Annotated in this window: 14 protein-coding genes and 1 pseudogene; 6 read left to right on the top strand and 9 right to left on the bottom strand. The window is 61.0% G+C overall.

Annotation, left to right across the window (positions count from 1 at the left end):
* Positions 1-47 precede the first annotated feature (47 nt).
* The 4 genes and pseudogenes from FJ940_RS12265 to FJ940_RS12250 form a co-directional block, all read left to right on the top strand.
* Positions 48-194 (top strand): annotated as a pseudogene (locus tag FJ940_RS12265) (D-amino-acid oxidase); the annotation flags it as partial.
* A 214-nt stretch (positions 195-408) separates the two neighbouring features.
* Positions 409-1,734, top strand: coding sequence for an FAD-binding oxidoreductase (locus FJ940_RS12260; RefSeq protein WP_140656689.1), 1,326 nt, complete (start codon positions 409-411; stop codon positions 1,732-1,734).
* 81 nt (positions 1,735-1,815) lie between these two features.
* On the top strand, positions 1,816-2,889 hold the full coding sequence (locus tag FJ940_RS12255; protein ID WP_140656688.1) for a tartrate dehydrogenase: 1,074 nt from the start codon (positions 1,816-1,818) through the stop codon (positions 2,887-2,889).
* 10 nt (positions 2,890-2,899) lie between these two features.
* The gene (locus tag FJ940_RS12250) at positions 2,900-3,376 is read left to right on the top strand and encodes an Lrp/AsnC family transcriptional regulator (RefSeq protein WP_140656687.1); all 477 of its coding nucleotides are present in this window, start codon (positions 2,900-2,902) and stop codon (positions 3,374-3,376) included.
* A 136-nt stretch (positions 3,377-3,512) separates the two neighbouring features.
* On the opposite strand, the gene FJ940_RS12245 is transcribed toward FJ940_RS12250, so the two are convergent.
* Positions 3,513-4,889: an aspartate aminotransferase family protein gene (locus tag FJ940_RS12245; protein ID WP_140656685.1), complete on the bottom strand. Its 1,377-nt coding sequence runs from the start codon at positions 4,887-4,889 to the stop codon at positions 3,513-3,515.
* A 521-nt stretch (positions 4,890-5,410) separates the two neighbouring features.
* Here FJ940_RS12245 and FJ940_RS12235 point away from each other — a divergent pair.
* Positions 5,411-6,100, top strand: coding sequence for a haloacid dehalogenase type II (locus tag FJ940_RS12235; protein WP_140656684.1), 690 nt, complete (start codon positions 5,411-5,413; stop codon positions 6,098-6,100).
* Positions 6,101-6,249: 149 nt separating this feature from the next.
* On the opposite strand, the gene FJ940_RS12230 is transcribed toward FJ940_RS12235, so the two are convergent.
* The 5 genes from FJ940_RS12230 to argE all read right to left on the bottom strand — a co-directional run bounded on the left by FJ940_RS12230 (position 6,250) and on the right by argE (position 11,456).
* The gene (locus tag FJ940_RS12230; RefSeq protein WP_140656683.1) at positions 6,250-7,725 is read right to left on the bottom strand and encodes an NAD-dependent succinate-semialdehyde dehydrogenase; all 1,476 of its coding nucleotides are present in this window, start codon (positions 7,723-7,725) and stop codon (positions 6,250-6,252) included.
* A 20-nt stretch (positions 7,726-7,745) separates the two neighbouring features.
* Entirely contained in the window at positions 7,746-8,789 is a 1,044-nt protein-coding gene (locus tag FJ940_RS12225; RefSeq protein ID WP_140656682.1) for a tartrate dehydrogenase, read from the bottom strand.
* A gap of 229 nt (positions 8,790-9,018) precedes the next feature.
* On the bottom strand, positions 9,019-9,375 hold the full coding sequence (locus FJ940_RS12220; protein ID WP_140559989.1) for a cupin domain-containing protein: 357 nt from the start codon (positions 9,373-9,375) through the stop codon (positions 9,019-9,021).
* 15 nt (positions 9,376-9,390) lie between these two features.
* The gene (locus tag FJ940_RS12215; RefSeq protein ID WP_140656680.1) at positions 9,391-10,314 is read right to left on the bottom strand and encodes a glyoxylate/hydroxypyruvate reductase A; all 924 of its coding nucleotides are present in this window, start codon (positions 10,312-10,314) and stop codon (positions 9,391-9,393) included.
* Between the two features lie 17 nt (positions 10,315-10,331).
* Positions 10,332-11,456, bottom strand: coding sequence for an acetylornithine deacetylase (argE, locus tag FJ940_RS12210; RefSeq protein ID WP_140656759.1), 1,125 nt, complete (start codon positions 11,454-11,456; stop codon positions 10,332-10,334).
* A 233-nt stretch (positions 11,457-11,689) separates the two neighbouring features.
* Here argE and FJ940_RS12205 point away from each other — a divergent pair, with 233 nt between their 5' ends.
* A complete protein-coding gene (locus FJ940_RS12205) occupies positions 11,690-12,568 on the top strand; it encodes a GNAT family N-acetyltransferase (protein ID WP_140656679.1) in 879 nt (292 codons plus the stop codon).
* 480 nt (positions 12,569-13,048) lie between these two features.
* On the opposite strand, the gene FJ940_RS12200 is transcribed toward FJ940_RS12205, so the two are convergent.
* The 3 genes from FJ940_RS12200 to FJ940_RS12190 all read right to left on the bottom strand — a co-directional run bounded on the left by FJ940_RS12200 (position 13,049) and on the right by FJ940_RS12190 (position 16,060).
* Positions 13,049-13,594, bottom strand: a complete 546-nt coding sequence (locus tag FJ940_RS12200; protein WP_140656678.1) for a hypothetical protein — start codon at positions 13,592-13,594, stop codon at positions 13,049-13,051.
* Positions 13,595-13,606: 12 nt separating this feature from the next.
* The gene (locus tag FJ940_RS12195; protein WP_140656677.1) at positions 13,607-14,578 is read right to left on the bottom strand and encodes a hypothetical protein; all 972 of its coding nucleotides are present in this window, start codon (positions 14,576-14,578) and stop codon (positions 13,607-13,609) included.
* A 420-nt stretch (positions 14,579-14,998) separates the two neighbouring features.
* Entirely contained in the window at positions 14,999-16,060 is a 1,062-nt protein-coding gene (locus FJ940_RS12190; protein ID WP_140656675.1) for an ABC transporter ATP-binding protein, read from the bottom strand.
* Between the last annotated feature and the right edge of the window lies 1 nt (position 16,061).

Genomic DNA, 16,061 nt, shown 5'->3' with positions numbered 1-16,061 from the left:
AAGCCTTGCTTGGCCCGGCCCCGCAATGCCGCAGCGACAACGTCTTCTTTTCCGGGCACGGCTTCGGGATTGGCCCCGGCGCCGGCCACCTGATCGCGGATCTTGCCACCGGAGCCGAACCGATCGTCGACCCCGTTCCGTATAGACCGGAACGCTTCAACAACTCGGCATGGAGCAAGGTCGCTGAGTTTTAGGCCGCACACGCAACGCAACGCCCCTTCACATGAGATGGCTTTGAAGCTTCAGCCTACCTCCCCTCTGTGGGTAGGATGCCAGCGAACTTTTCACGCAACAATTGCATATCCTAAGGGCCGCTAACCGCAGGATATTCCGTCCAGGCACGCAACTCCGCAGCCTGTCTATTCTCGGCGCGGGTTAGAATGCTTCAAAGTTACCGGAGTTCCGCAGATGCGCGCGCCGCTAATGCACATCGAGTGCAGCCCTTCCCTGCCCCGCGAGGCGGAGGTCGTCGTCATCGGCGGCGGCGTCGTGGGAGTGTTCACGGCGTATTATCTCGCGCGCCGCGGCGTCAGCGTCGCCCTGGTCGAGAAAGGGCGGGTGGCCGCCGAGCAGTCCAGTCGAAACTGGGGCTGGTGCCGCCAGCAGAATCGCGATGCGCGCGAGTTGCCTATGGCAACCAAGAGCCTCGATCTCTGGGAGAAGGTGGCGCAGGAGACTGGCGGGGATACTGGATTTCGCCGTTGCGGGCTCCTCTATCTCTCACAGGACGAAAATGAGCTGGCGGGCTGGGCGAAATGGCGTGACTTCGCCACGACGGCGGGCGTTACGACGCATGTTCTGAGCGCAGAGGAAGCCACCGAGAAGGGCAAGGCGACCGGGCGCAAATGGAAGGGCGGCGTTTTCTCACCGACTGACGGAACGGCGGATCCCTCCAAGGCAGTGCCGGTTGCCGCGCGCGGTATCATGGCGGCGGGCGGTACCGTGCATCAGCATTGCGCGGCGCGTGGACTGGAGTTGAGCGCCGGCAGGGTCAGCGGCGTCGTGACGGAAGCGGGAACCATCCGTACGAAGACCGTGGTCATGGCCGGAGGCGCGTGGGCTTCCTCCTTCTGCAACCAGCTTGGTATGCGCTTCCCGCAAGCTGCCGTGCGTCAGTCCATTCTAGCCGTGGCGCCAGGCGCAAGCGGCCTGCCCGATGCCCTGCATACCGCGAACGTCTCGCTGACGCGGCGCAGCAACGGTGGATACACGCTGGCGATCAGCGGGCGGGCTCGCGTTGACCTGACGCCGCAGCAGTTCAGGTTCAGCCGCGAGTTTATACCGATGTTCGCCCGCCGCTGGCGCAATCTCGCCCCGGGCGCCTTCGAGGGCTGGCGTCAGGGCCATGAAAGCCTGCGCAAATGGGGCCTTGACGATATTACGCCAATGGAACGGAACCGGATTCTCGACCCGAAGCCCGACATGGGACAGATTCGGCTGACATATCGAAGAGCCTGCGAATTGATCCCCGAACTCCAGCGCGTCGCGATCTCCGATGCCTGGGCGGGTTATATCGACAGCACGCCCGACGGCATTCCCGCGATCGGCGAAGTGGAGGGGATTCCGGGCTTCATCCTGGCGGCGGGATTCAGTGGTCATGGCTTCGGGATTGGCCCCGGCGCGGGGCATATGATCGCCGACATCATCACAGGCAGCGAGCCTATTGTCGATCCGCGTCCTTATAGGCCCGAACGCCTGAAGACCGCTGCGTGGGGCAAGGTCGCTGAATTCTGAGAAAATCGGCTTGCCAACGCACAATCGGTCGCACACGAGATTGAGGCTCGAGCAGCCAGTGCTGAAAACAGAGAAGTGACGATGCGCGAATACGAGATTGCCGCCATTCCTGCCGACGGGATCGGCCCAGAGGTGATCGCCGCCGGTCTCCAGGCGCTTGAGGCGCTGCAGCAGCGCTGCGGCGACTTCAAGCTGCGCGTCCAGCACTTCGACTGGGGCTCGGACTACTACAAGGCCAATGGTCGGATGATGCCCGAAGATGGAGTAGCGCAACTGAAGCGCTTCGATGCCATCTTCTTCGGTGCGGTCGGCGCTCCCGATGTGCCCGACGACATCACGCTCTGGGGTCTCCGGCTGCCGATCTGCCAAGGCTTTGATCAATACGCGAACGTGCGGCCGACCAGGATTTTGCCCGGCATCGTTTCGCCGCTGGCGGGCGTTGGGCCCGGCGATCTGGATTGGGTGATCGTGAGGGAGAATTCAGAGGGTGAGTATTCCGGCCATGGCGGCCGCGCCCACCGCGGTCTCCCCGAGGAGGTCGGAACCGAAGTCGCGATCTTCACGCGCGTCGGTGTCACCCGCATCATGCGCTATGCATTCCGGCTGGCGCGGTCACGGCCGCGAAAGCTCCTGACTGTCGTTACGAAATCCAACGCGCAGCGTCACGGCATGGTAATGTGGGATGAAATCGCAGCCGAGGTGGCGCAAGAGTTCCCTGACGTCGCGTGGGACAAGATGCTGGTTGATGCTATGACGGTGCGCATGACACTGAAACCTCGCAGCCTCGATACGATCGTAGCCACCAATCTTCACGCCGATATTTTGTCGGACCTTGCAGGCGCGCTGGCGGGCAGTCTCGGCGTTGCACCGACCGCCAACATTGATCCCGAGCGGCGCTATCCCTCGATGTTCGAGCCAATTCACGGATCGGCTTTCGACATTGCCGGCAAGGGTATCGCCAACCCTGTCGCGACCTTCTGGACCGCGGCCCAGATGCTCGAACATCTGGGCGAAAGCGCAGCCGCCCTCCGGTTGATGAGCGCTGTGGAAGCGGTTACGAGTGAAGGCGTGCTGATGCCGGACGTGGGTGGCAGAGCGACCACGCAGGACGTGACGGACGCCGTCTGCCGGACGATCCGCGGTTCGAACGTGTGACAGGTTTCCAATGAAGCTCGACAAGATCGACATCAAGATCTTATCCCAACTGCAAAAGAACGGGCGGGTTACCAACGTCGAGCTTGCCGACCTGGTCAACCTTTCGCCGAGCCCTTGCCTGATGCGGGTGAAGAAGCTTCAGGCGGAAGGCTTCATTACCGGCTATTCCGCCCAGATCGATGTGTCCAAGCTCGGACAGACTCTAACGATCTTCACCGAGGTTACGCTCAAGCACCATCAACAAAACGACTTCGCGAGATTTCTCACCGCCATTCAGAAAGTCGATTCCGTCATCGAATGCCATCTGATTTCGGGCGGGTACGATTACCTTGTGAAGTTCGTGACAGCGGGCATCAGCGAGTATCAGACGATCATGGAGCGCATGCTCGAATTGGATATCGGGATCGACAAATATTTCAGTTTCGTCGTGCTGAAGTCACCGATCGTGAAATCCCATTTGCCTCTCGACATCATTTTCGACAGATGAAAAGGCGCGCGGCGCGGTCCTGGAGCTGAGAGCCCGCACACAACTGCGCCCACTTGCAGTTTTCGCCACGCTTGTGCAACGGCAGGACGTTCCACATACCTGACAATTGCCAAGTTCGCTTCGGCGATGGCGACGATCACCCCTTCATCGCTTCCCGCACATCCTTGTCTTCGAGGGTTTGATCCAGCGTCATCCGGGTGCGTTCGAGGATACCATCGATGTCGTCGTCTGTGCAGCAGAGCGGCGGCGCAAAGCCAAGGATGCCGCTGTTGAAGGCGCGGATGACAAGGCCGTTCTCCCAGGCGCGCTCGAAGATGCGGCGCCCCGGATCGGCCGCCGCCGGCAGCGGCGTTTTGCGCGCCTTGTCCGTGACCAGCTCGATCGCAGCCAGCATGCCGCGACCGCGAACATCTCCAACCAGCGGGTGATCGGCAAGCGAGCGGAGGCCTTCCATCAGGCGCTTCCCGGCCTTCCGGCCGTTCTCGAGCAAGCCATCTTCATAGAGACGCAGGCACTCGAGCCCGACAGCGGCGCTCACCGGATGGGCTGAGTAGGTATAACCGTGGCCGACAGCCGCTTTGCCGGCTCCGTCCGCGATCGTATTGTAGACATGGTCGGCCATGAAGACGGCGCCCATCGGCACATAGCCTGACGTCAGTCCCTTCGCCGTGGTCATCAAATCCGGCACGACCTCGTCTTCCTCACACGCGAAAAGGGGGCCAGTGCGGCCAAAGGCAGTGATGACTTCGTCGGCAACGAACAGAATGTCGTGTTCCTTGCACACGGCGTGCAAAGCCTTTAGCCAGCCTGCCGGCGGAACCAGGACACCGCCCGAACCCTGGATAGTTTCAGCGTAGAAGGCCGCGACGCGATCGGCGCCGAGTTCAGCGATTTTGGCCCGCAGCGCCGCGACCGATGCATCGACAATCGCCTGCGGGTTGGAACCGACCGGATTGCGATAGGCGTAGTGCGAAGGAATTTTGTGCTGCCAGTCGTATGGTACGCCGAAACCCGCATGGAAAGCCGGGATCGCGGTCAGACCTGATCCTGCCGTCGAGGATCCATGGTAGCCATACTCGACCGAGATGAACTGGTCCTTTTGCGGCGCCCCCTTGGCATGGTGGTAATAGCGAATGAAACGGATGGTGCTGTCTATCGCGTCGGAACCGCCCAGTGTGAAATAGACATGGTTCAGATCGCCAGGCGCCAGTTCGGCAAGCCGCGCTGCGAGACGAATGGCCGGCTCCGACCCCAGCCCGAAATATCCCGTCGCGTAAGGAAGCTCTCTTAGCTGCTTGGCCGCTGCTTCGACGACGCTTTCTTGCCCGTAGCCGATGTTGACACACCAGAGACCCGCGAACCCGTCCAGCAATGTTTTCCCACTTGCCTCGGTCACCGTCGCGCCCTTGGCGGATTTGAGCACCCGCACGCCCGTCTCTTCGTGGCTCCGATAACATGAAAACGGGTGAACCAGATGTGCGCGATCGAGTTCGATCAGGGAGTTTGCAAGCATTTCTTCCTCCGATTTCAGCGTAGCGCCCGACTGACGAGCGCATAGGTTCGGTGTGGCGCGGTTTCGTCCTTCAACTCGCCTGCGGTTCGTCGCATCGTTATGCCACCGCCGAGGTGAGTCAGCCTGCGACGGGTGAGTTCGACCGCACCGCTCGGATGCGCCATGTCATCGTTTCCAGCGTGATCTGCTGCGCGGTCATGGTTCATTCCGGGCCTGAATTTTCCTAGGCCCAAGATAAGCTGCGGCCGACAGCAGTTCCTCCCGACCAGAACGTGAGCGATAGGCGTTTTGACTTTCCTTTGCCGCTGGCACCGCATGTTATGCGGACGCACGGCTGAAAGATCGCGCTCCCGCCGAGCTCGAAACGAACTCGGGCGCAACTCTCTGCCAAAGCTCTCGCGCGATACAAAACAATCTGCTTCATGGCGCATCGAATGCGGTGACTAGTCTTATCCGGCTCTCACTATGATACTTGTCGTTAAAGGCACGCGGTGCCGCCAAGATTGGAAGGATAGACGCCAATGACGCGTTTCAGACCGAAATACATCACCTTCGATTGCTACGGTACGCTGACCAACTTCGACATGGCCGGCGCGGCGAGACGAGTTTACGGTGCGCAACTCTCCCCAACCGTGATGGCGCAGTTCATCAAGGACTTCTCGGCCTATCGCCTCGATGAGGTTCTTGGCGCCTGGAAGCCCTACAGCGAGGTCGTGCACAATTCCGTGGAGCGCGCCTGCAAGCGCAACAATGTGACGTTCCGCCCCGAAGATGCCCAGCGCATCCATGCAGAAATACCGACATGGGGTCCGCACCCGGATGTCCCGGCGGGGCTGGCCAGGGTCGCCAAGGAGATTCCGTTGGTGATCCTGTCGAACTCCATGAAGAGCCTGATCATGTCGAACGTTGAGAAACTTGGCGCACCTTTCCACACGATCATAACGGCCGAGGAGACCGGCGCCTACAAGCCGCATATGAAGGGCTTCGAGTATATGTTCGACAAGCTCGGCTGCGGCCCGGAAGACATCACGCACGTGTCGTCCTCATTCCGCTACGATCTCATGACCGCCTATGATCTTGGCATCAAGAGCAAGGTGTGGGTGAATCGTGGCCACGAACCCGCGAACCCCTTCTACGAATACACCGAAATCAAGGACATCGGCGGGCTGGCCGGCGCCGTCGGATTGGAGCCCGTTCGCGAATTCGCCTGAACGTCTATTGCCAGTGCAGTCGCGCCAGGCTGAGGCGCTCCCCACCACGTTAATGATCACTGGTCGCAATACAAAGAAAGGGGCGGTTTTCACCGCCCCTTTCTTGTTGTTCCAACGCTTTGGAAGCTGCAGGTGCTGCCACCTACTGCCTAGTTAAGCCCGCCAACATGAAGCGTCTTGACCTCGAGATATTCCTCGATGCCGAGCTGCGATCCTTCGCGCCCCACCCCTGACTGCTTGACACCGCCGAAAGGCGCAACCTCGGTCGAGATCATGCCTGTGTTGAGCCCTACCATGCCGAACTCCAGCGCTTCGGCGACACGCCATGACCGGTTGAGGTTGTCGGTGTAGAAGTACGCGGCAAGGCCAAAGGGCGTACCGTTCGCGATCGCGATGGCCTCTTCTTCCGTCTCGAAGCGAAAAAGCGGCGCCACCGGGCCGAAGGTCTCTTCCGACGCCAGGAGCATCTCGGTCTTAGCTCCTCCCAGCACGATGGGCCGTGCATATTGCTTGCCGTCCGGCACCGTCTCGCTCTGGGCGATGATCCGCGCGCCTTTCGCCTGTGCATCGGCGATGTGACGCTCGATCTTGTCGATCGCTGCCGCATTGATCATCGGGCCGATCTCCGTGCCCTCGTCGGTCCCTGCGCCAACCTTCATTCGCGATACGCGCTGGCTCAGTTTTTCTGCGAAAGCGTCGTAAACGCCCGCCTGCACGAGAATCCGGTTTGCGCAGACGCAGGTTTGACCGCCATTGCGGAACTTGGATGCGATCACCCCCTCGACTGCATTGCCCAGATCAGCGTCGTCAAAGACGATAAAGGGCGCGTTGCCGCCGAGTTCGAGGCTGAGGCGCTTGATGCTATCGGCCGCGCCACGCATGAGCAGCGCTCCGACGCGGGTCGAGCCGGTGAACGAGATCTTGCGCACCGTCTCGTTGGCCATCAGTTCGTTGCCGATCTCAGTGGGCATGCCGGTGACAATGTTGATCACGCCGGCAGGGATACCTGCCCGTTCCGCCAGAACGCCGAGCGCTAGTGCCGAGAATGGCGTGAATTCCGACGGCTTGATGACAACCGTACAACCCGCGGCCAGCGCCGGCGCCACCTTGCGCGTTATCATTGCGTTGGGGAAATTCCATGGCGTGATGATGGCGCAGACGCCGACGGCCTCCTTCAGCACCAGAATGCGGCGATCTGGCGTGGGCGACGGAATGGTCGAGCCACCGATCCGGCGTGCTTCTTCGGCGAACCATTTCACGAAGGAGGCGCCATAGCGGATTTCACCGCGCGCCTCCGCCAGAGGCTTGCCCTGTTCCAGCGTCAGCAGCAACGCCAGGTCCTCTTCATTTTCCAGTATCAGACCGTGCCAGCGTTCCAGAAGCGCTCCGCGTTCGGCATGGGTCCTTGCTTTCCAGTCCTTGAACGCTGCCTGCGCTGCATCTATTGCAGCCCTTGTCTCATCCCGGCCCATGTCGGGTACGGTTCCAAGCACTTCCAAACTGGCCGGATCGATCACATCGACAGTCGCGTTGCTGTGCGCATGCTGCCAGACATCGCCAATGAGTCCCCGCTGGCGAAACAGGTCCGCATCCTTCAGGAAACCAATCTTCGTTATTGCGTTCATGGTTCTTTTCCTCTGCTCTTTCAGCTTAATCCGGCCAGCACGGCCTGCGTGATTGCTTCAGTCCTGTCCTTGCCTGCAATCGTGCCTATCCCGCGTGCGGTTGCGGACTCGATTGCCGACATCACTTCGGCTGCCGCCTGCCCCTCGCCCAGATGCCCGAGCATCATGGCGCCGGACCAGATCGCGGCGATCGGATTGGCGATACCGAGATTTGCGATATCGGGTGCCGAACCATGGACCGGCTCGAACATCGAAGGCGCGCTGCGATCGGGATTGATATTGGCGGAGGCGGCGTAACCCAGCCCGCCCTGAATGGCCGCTCCAATATCCGTGAGGATGTCGCCAAAAAGGTTGGAGGCGACGATCACGTCGAGGCTTTCAGGCGCCAGGACCATGCGGGCGGCAATGGCGTCGACGTGGTATTGCGAGACCTCCACATCGGCGTAGTCCTTCGCCACCTCGCGCGTGACCTCATCCCAGAAAACCATGGAATGTTTCTGCGCGTTGGATTTGGTGACGGATGCAAGCTTCTTGCGGCGCGTCCGCGCCTGTTCGAAACCGAAACGAAGGATTCGTTCGACACCCGTACGCGTGAAGATTGCCGTCTCGATCGCGACCTCATTGGCCGTGCCGGTATGAATGCGCCCACCGGCGCCGCAATATTCGCCTTCCGTGTTCTCGCGGATGCACAGTATATCGAAACCATCACGGCGAAGGGGCCCCTGTACGCCTGGCAACAGCCTGTGCGGCCGTATGTTGGCATACTGCGTGAATCCTTTGCGGATCGGCAGGAGCAGTCCGTGAAGCGATACGGAGTCGGCCACCTTCGCTGGCCACCCCACGGCGCCGAGGTAGATCGCATCGAATTTCTGTAGGATCTCGACGCCGTCTGGGGGCATCATCGCACCGGTTTCCAGGTAGTAGGCGCACGACCATGGGAACCTTGTATTCTCAAGGGCGAAACCGCCTCGCTTTGCCGCAGCCTGCAGCACCTCCCATCCCGCCTCGGTCACCTCCTTGCCGATGCCGTCGCCTGGGATGTGCGCTATCGTGTAAGCCTTCATTGAGGTCCTCCTGGAGACCGACGGGCACCGAAGGTCGCAGCTTGCTCAACACGGCAGCGACATTCGGCATCTCGTACCGGGTTTCATCGGAACAATAGTCGACAGCGCGCCGCATTTTCCGTCGAGGATGAGCCGCCCGACGGCGTCGAATCGCGTCGGGCGGGACTTGGAAAGTCGATTGTTCTGGAACCGCTGCGCGCGCTATTCGGCCGAACCTTGAGCCTTGAGCTCAGTCGTAAACGCTGACGTAGATCTTGCGCACAGTTTCGATCGTGCGCCATACGCCCACAAAGCCGGGCTTCATCACAAAACTGTCGCCGGTGCGGTAAGTCTTGGTCTCACCGCCCTTCTCCTCGATCTCGATGAGACCCGAAATGATGTGGCAGAATTCGCAGGTCGTGCCCTTGATCGAATGCGTTTCGCCAGGCGTCGCCTCCCAGACGCCGGTCAGGACCTTTTCGCCTTTCGAAGCGTCCTGCGCCCAAGTCTTGAAGGATGGATTGCCGGAGATGAGCCGCTCCGGAGCCGGTAATGCCTGCTTGGGCGCGAAGGCCGGATCTGTGTCGATCGTGATCAGAAGTGACATGTCATGTTTCCCTGGTTAGTAGCCGAGTGTCCGATCGACGAGGCCGATCAGTTCTTCTCCGGCGCGGTGGCGCCGGATATTGTCCACGACGGATTGCGCCGCGGAATCTGCTTGCGTCACGGAAGCGATGTGCGGCGTGATCGCCACCTTCGGGTGCCGCCAGAGTGGATGGTCGTCCGGCAGCGGCTCGGGATCGGTAACATCGAGCATCGCGGCGGCGAGGTGACCGTTGTCGAGAGCCTGGAGCAGGGCGGTTTGGTCTAACTGCGGCCCGCGGCCGACATGCAGCAGCCTCGCCCCGGCTGGCAGCCGGGAGAAGAGTTCCGCATCAAGGATGCCGCGGGTTTCTTCCGTCAGCGGCAGCAGGCAAACGAGAATATCCGTCTGCGCGAGAAAACCGGCAAGCTGATCCGCGCCATGGAAGCAGGTGACGCCGTCGATCTCCTTCCTGCTTCGGCTCCAGGCAGCGAGGGGAAAGCGAAACGGCAGCAATCGCTCGATAGCCGCCTGCGCCAGCATGCCGAGGCCAAGAAACCCTACGCGGCGTTCGGTCGCCTGCGGAGCGGCAAGACCGAGCCATGCCTGGCGCTTCTGCTGTTCACGATACGCCACCATATCCCGATGGAGGCTGAGCACGCCAAGAACGACATATTCCTGCATCATGCGAATGATGCCGTCCTCGACCATGCGCACCAGTTTCACCCGCCGAGGCAGGCTTTCACGCTTGAACTGGTCGACGCCGGCGCCAAGCGAAAACAGCACTTCGAGATTGCGATAGCGCGCGATGTCATCTGGTGCCGTCCAGGTCAGGAGGTAGCGCACCTTCTCCGGGTCGACACATTCGCTGCTGTGGAACAGTTCGACGTCCGGGAGCTCGCGTGCGAAAACCTTGCGGAAGACCGCTGCGCGCACCGGGTCGGAATTGAAAAGAAAAGCCATGACCCCACCCTCTCCCGCTACGCGGCAAGGCGCGAGCCGAGACGCTCGATCATGCTCTGGCAGGCAGCAAGTTCGCCGATCTCGATATATTCGTTGGCACGATGAGCCCGGCCGATATCGCCGGGACCGCAGATGATCGCGTCGATGCCGGCCTGCTGATAGAGGCCAGCCTCCGTCCCATAACTCACTGCAGACAGGGGCTCCCGCCCCGTCAACTCGACCAGAAGGGCTGCCAAGTCACTCTCCTGCGCGAGCGAAAGCCCCGGATACGCGCTCAATTCATGCCACGCCACCTCAAAGCCGCTGTCACGTAGAGCCGCTAGCTTGGCCTTTACCGGCTCGATCAGGGATGATGGGGAAACGCCCGGCACCGCACGGACCTCGATGTCGGCGGTGCAGCGATCGGGGATGATGTTGACGGCCTGGCCGCCGGCGATGACACCGACCTGCAATGACGAGTATGGAGGCGCGAAATCCGTGTCGAACGGTCCGTTCGCAAGGGTCTGGCCATAGGCCACCACCTGCGTGACGAGACCTGCCATTGCATGCACGGCATTCAGCCCGAGCTCAGGCCGTGAAGAATGGCCGGACCGTCCGATCACCTCGAGCCGCGCAGCCGCCTTGCCTTTGTGCCCTCGCACGGCTTCCATCCGGCTCGGCTCACCGATAATCGCGCCAAGCGGCCTCTCGCACAGGCTTGGCAGGACGGCGATGAGATGCGGCACGCCACGGGCACCTGCCTCCTCGTCATAGGAGAATGCGAGATGAATTGGCCGCTGCAAGTCCATCGCCGCAAGCCGCGGCAGGGCGGCCAGCGCGCAAGCGAGAAAGCCCTTCATGTCGGACGTGCCGCGACCATGCAGCCTGGCGCCGTCTTGGCGCAGCACAAAGGGATCCGAGTTCCATTCCCGTTCCCCGGCCGGCACCACATCCATGTGGCCCGACAAGATGTAGCCGCGGGCGCGCCGAGGTCCGATTGTGACGAACAGGTTGGATCGATCGCCTTCGGGGCCGCGAAGGACGGTCGCTTCTGCTCCGGCCGCCTGGCAATATTCACGCACCCAGTCGACGATCGCGCCATTGGGCGAGCCCACGACCGAGGGGAACGCGATCAGCCTCGCAAGAATTTCTTCGACATTCACAGGGCGCCGCTCCACTCGCAGTTCGCTGGATGCAACAAGTGTGGCAGCAGGCGAGAGCATTCCGTGCCGAATGAAGCTATGCTTTGGCCGAAGATTTCGAATATCGGTCCGTAACCAGCGAAACCTGCTGGCTTTCGGATGCAATCATAGGGCAAAAGACGGCTGCGGAACCGTCAGCGGCGTCAGGACGTGGGCGCGAGCACGGGACTTGGATAAGGAGCGGGTCGACTGAAATGCAGAGATCAGTGCGCCTGAAGTCTTTCGAACTGGTCGCGCGGGACATCGACGAAGTCGAAGTCGAGCTGCTCCACGCGCTGTCGATCTCAGTCCGCTGGCCGCATCGGCCCAAGGATTGGGAGTTTCTGCGCCGTGCCGGCCGTGGCATCGTCGCCGTAGACGGCATTGGCCGGGTTTTCGGCAGCGCGATGTGGTTTCCGCAAGGGGACGATTTCGCCACCATCGGCGTCGTGATCACGACGCCCCGCACGCAAGCGCAAGGGGGGGGCCGATGGCTCATGGACCAGGTGCTTGAGCAGTGTGGCGATCGCAATTTGGCGCTTAATGCCACCCATGCCGCCTATCCCCTCTATGTCTCACTCGGTTTCACGAGCGAGGCGATCGTATATATGCATCAGGGGGAGGTTCCTCCGGCACTCCCGGCCATGCCGGCCATGGAGGGCGAATTGCAGGCGCTGCCGAGCGACCGGCTGACAGCAATCATGGCGCTCGACAAGCGTGCATTTGGGATAGACCGCGAGAGGCTGCTCGCACAGCTTTCGGCGAATGCCTCAATCCAAACTTTGAGCCGTGGCGGCGAGATCGTCGGCTATTCCATGTGTCGCGAGTTCGGGCGTGGTTATGTGATCGGCCCGATGGTCGCGCTCAGCGATCTGGACGCGGTCCATCTCACTGCCGTCCATCTTAGAAATCTTGCAGGACGCTTCGTCCGAGTGGATACCCGGGAAAAGGATGGCGTGTTTGCCATGTTTCTCGAGCAGTGCGGCCTTGGCCTTGCCGAGACCGTTACGACCATGTCCAAAGGACGCCGATTCCTGAACCGGGAAGAAAACGGACCGTGGGTTTATGGATTGGCCGGCCACGCATTGAGCTGAGGACCGCACCACAATCCGGCCGAAAGGCGCCAATGCAGATTGTGGTAGTGCGGTTTCGCGCCAGCTAATTGGCCGTCGCGGCATTCTCGATCAATCGCTCAAACCATCCCATTTGCACGTCGTTGCCGCCGATCACCGCACAGGACTTGAGCAACCTTTCGACGCCAGAATTTCTGTATTATGTGTGACGAGTGTCTTCGATGAGAAGGAGAGTTGCCGCGCTTTTTTTCGAACGCCATTGAGCTTAGCCGATATAAATGAACTTACCTGAGAAGATTTCCCGGTAAGTATTTGATATTTTTGACAATGGTGGGCCCGGAGGGCCATCGTTTTCTACAGAAAATCAATATGTTAGCAGCTGGTTCGCCAACCCATTTCCTTCGTATTCTCTCGTATGGCCCGGCGAACCTAAAGATCAAGAAAGGGACTAGCTTTCTGCCTGGGCGCATCACTTCTGAACTCGCTGCGCACCCGTTCTGATCAATCTCGGTAGGTCCAATCGGTAATGGCAGCGATCTGCCTGAATACGCTATCGACGCCGTTGACCGTGGGGTCGGCACGTTCAAGCCAATTGTCGCCCCACGCAATCCATTCAGCCACGCTCCGCCCTTCGATCTCAGTAGACGGGTCGACGTTCATCGACCTTAGTGTCGCAAGAAAATCACGAACCGTTGCAAGCTCACGCCAATCCTGCGCCATCTCCTTGAGACGCCGCCAACGGTTCGCGTCGCGCTTGCGCCGTCGCTCTTCTTCGTAGCGGCGCTGTTCGGCAAGTTGCCGCTCGCGTTCAGCCGCCTCTCGATCCTTACGTTGCTGCACAAGGAGCGGTCCGGCTGCAATGAACGTTGCAACAATGTCGGGCAGCATGGTGTCCATCGGATGCTTTTCGGATTGAATCCATTGGCGCGAAAGACCGGTCGGCCACTGCCAAGTCTTGACCTCAATAACGAGCCGTCCCGTGGAAACCAGCTCCTGCTTCCAGTTTTTCTCTCCCGGCGAGCGCCACCGCTTTTCATCCTCGGTCAACGGCCGGCGTTCCTACTTCTGCTTTTCGCGAACCTGAAACTCAAATTTCTCGCCCGAGACTTCGGCGAGGATCATTCCCCGCTCCCCCTGCCTAACCTCTCCGCCTTGACGCTCGACTGCCTTGAACAGCGCATCCAAAATGCGATGCTTGCGACGATCCGTTTCAGTGAACTCACTAGGCCGATACAGATCGCGCCTCCACGGGTCGCGTTCCTGTCGCGCCCGCCGCTTTTTCTCCTCATGCTCAGCGAGCCATGACGCGATCACTGCGTGCGGTCTCACCAAACGCTCCGGCACTGCGAGTCCAATTGCATTGGCACGCGCTCTGTCTGCGTGCTGTTTAACCTCAGGCGGCAATTCGACTAGCGGTGGCGGCAACGGCGTCGGACGGATGATGATGGTTCGCGCGCCGTTCGATTTCGGCATCGGCGTCTGCTTCGGCGCTTTGCCGACAGCGTGCTTCGCCCAATAGCCACGGGGCGGGTATGGAATGTCCTCGCGTCCACAGATCTTGGCGAGGCCATTGCCGCTAATTCCATACTCCTCGGCCAATCTCGACATCGGTGTCGTCCACACCGCGCGATAGAGATCCTCGCGCGTCATCGTTGTCGGTTTGCTCGGACGCGGCTTCGGTGGTTGAGGAGGCTTATTTTCACTCTCGGCGGCTTGGACGTCTGGCCTTGCAGCGGGAGCCACTTCGAGCTCCGTTTTGATTTGCTTAAGATTGCGCTTAGTCCCTCGCGACTCGGTGTCCAGAATTAGCGGTTCGACACATCCACCTGGTGCTGGCGGCAACGACGGCTGTTCGGTTGGCTTCCCGAACTCCTTTCGCATCCAATGCCCGGCCGAAGGCGTCGGGATGTCGGCACGGCGCAGTAGCGTTGTAAGAATTCCCACCGTCGTCTCCAGCTCGGCAACCAAATGCGACATCGGCTTGGACCAAACGCGGTCATATAGTTCCTGGCGGGTGAAGCGGTGTTCCATAGCAATCAGACAAAGCAAGGAGTGCGGTCAATGTCGATAGCTGCGTAGCTGGGCGTAAGGCCCATCTTCTCAAGGCGTTTGGCACACTGCCATCGGAGACAAGCTTCCCAGATTCGCTTATCGAGCTCCATATCGCATTGCCGTACCGCCAGTGGACAACACCGCGCGGAGGCGAGCCGAAGCGGTCCGGCCGTGTCAAACCCGCCGCTTCCCGACGGCGGTCGCGCCATCGCCGACATCTGCCGAAATCCGAAATCCCCATAGCCATCGCCTGTGGCCCGCGGGTTCCTTCCTCGGGGACTTTCGTACGCCTGCCGGCGCCCGAAACTCATCACGCGAGCAGACAGTCCGGTTTCGGATGGGTCAGACTGGAAACTCGCCCTTCTAGCGAATCGGCTCTCCGCAAACCACCGCCATGGCTCAGCGAATGCGGCTACCTTCTCCATCGAAGACGCGGGCGCGCTTGGGTTGGAAGCGCAGCATGATAGTCTCGCCGAAGTGCGGCTGGTCGTCGCGGCGTTCTGCGACTACGGTCTCGCCACTAGGCAGCGCGCCATGCACATAGGAGGTTGAGCCGAGGCGCTCGGTGACGTCGACGGCGAGCGGAAGCGCCACGCCCTCCTTCTCATCGAGATGTTCCGGCCGGATGCCGAGCGTTACGGCCCTGCCGTTCTCCAGCTTTGTGTTCAAATGCGAGATGTCCACCTTTGCCTCGCCGACGATAAGCGCCTTGCCGTCATCAACCACCGTCGCCTTCAGGAAATTCATACGCGGCGTGCCGATGAAGCCGGCGACGAAGGCATTGTCGGGGTCGTCGTAGAGCGACAGCGGTGTGCCGGTTTGCTCGCTACGGCCCGCCTTCAGCACGACGATCTTGTCGGCGAGCGTGAGCGCCTCGGTCTGGTCATGCGTGACATAGACCATGGTGCGGCGGATCGACTGGTGCAGGCGCTTGATCTCAGCCCTGAGCTCGGTGCGCAGGGCGGCATCCAGATTGGAGAGCGGCTCGTCGAACAGGAACAGGCGCGGGTCGCGCACCAGTGCCCGGCCAATGGCGACGCGCTGGCGCTGGCCGCCGGAAAGCTCGCGCGGCAGGCGCGACATGAGCGGCTCGATCTGCAGCAGGCGCGCCACGCCGGTAACCTTCTCGTCGGAAGTCCTGCGGTCGAGGCCGCGCATCTTCAGGGGAAAGGCGATGTTCTGCGCGACCGTCATCGTCGGATATAGCGCGTAGGACTGGAACACCATCGCGACATCTCGTTCCCGCGCCGGAAGATTGGTGACGTTGCGATCGCCAATGACGATGGTGCCGGAATCAATCGGGTTAAGGCCGGCCACCGCATGGAGCAGCGTCGACTTCCCGCAGCCCGACGGCCCGAGCAGCACGACGAAGGAGCCCTCTTCCACCTCGACCGAGATGTCGTCGAGCACGCTGACCGCGCCATAGGATTTCGATACCGACCTTATCGACAGTTGCGCCATC

The organism is Mesorhizobium sp. B2-3-7 (genome assembly GCF_006442695.1).
Taxonomy (GTDB): Bacteria; Pseudomonadota; Alphaproteobacteria; order Rhizobiales; family Rhizobiaceae; genus Mesorhizobium.
The sequence above is the reverse complement of the archived record's forward strand: the minus strand, read 5'-3'. Positions and strand labels throughout refer to the sequence as shown.

What these genes read in the sequence shown, in the direction of transcription:
- FJ940_RS12260 (WP_140656689.1), top strand. Translation starts at nt 409, where the DNA reads ATGCGCGCGCCGCTAATGCACATCGAGTGCAGCCCTTCCCTGCCCCGC.
- FJ940_RS12255 (WP_140656688.1), top strand. Translation starts at nt 1,816, where the DNA reads ATGCGCGAATACGAGATTGCCGCCATTCCTGCCGACGGGATCGGCCCA.
- FJ940_RS12250 (WP_140656687.1), top strand. Translation starts at nt 2,900, where the DNA reads ATGAAGCTCGACAAGATCGACATCAAGATCTTATCCCAACTGCAAAAG.
- FJ940_RS12245 (WP_140656685.1), bottom strand. Translation starts at nt 4,889, where the DNA reads ATGCTTGCAAACTCCCTGATCGAACTCGATCGCGCACATCTGGTTCAC.
- FJ940_RS12235 (WP_140656684.1), top strand. Translation starts at nt 5,411, where the DNA reads ATGACGCGTTTCAGACCGAAATACATCACCTTCGATTGCTACGGTACG.
- FJ940_RS12230 (WP_140656683.1), bottom strand. Translation starts at nt 7,725, where the DNA reads ATGAACGCAATAACGAAGATTGGTTTCCTGAAGGATGCGGACCTGTTT.
- FJ940_RS12225 (WP_140656682.1), bottom strand. Translation starts at nt 8,789, where the DNA reads ATGAAGGCTTACACGATAGCGCACATCCCAGGCGACGGCATCGGCAAG.
- FJ940_RS12220 (WP_140559989.1), bottom strand. Translation starts at nt 9,375, where the DNA reads ATGTCACTTCTGATCACGATCGACACAGATCCGGCCTTCGCGCCCAAG.
- FJ940_RS12215 (WP_140656680.1), bottom strand. Translation starts at nt 10,314, where the DNA reads ATGGCTTTTCTTTTCAATTCCGACCCGGTGCGCGCAGCGGTCTTCCGC.
- FJ940_RS12205 (WP_140656679.1), top strand. Translation starts at nt 11,690, where the DNA reads ATGCAGAGATCAGTGCGCCTGAAGTCTTTCGAACTGGTCGCGCGGGAC.
- FJ940_RS12195 (WP_140656677.1), bottom strand. Translation starts at nt 14,578, where the DNA reads ATGGAACACCGCTTCACCCGCCAGGAACTATATGACCGCGTTTGGTCC.
- FJ940_RS12190 (WP_140656675.1), bottom strand. Translation starts at nt 16,060, where the DNA reads ATGGCGCAACTGTCGATAAGGTCGGTATCGAAATCCTATGGCGCGGTC.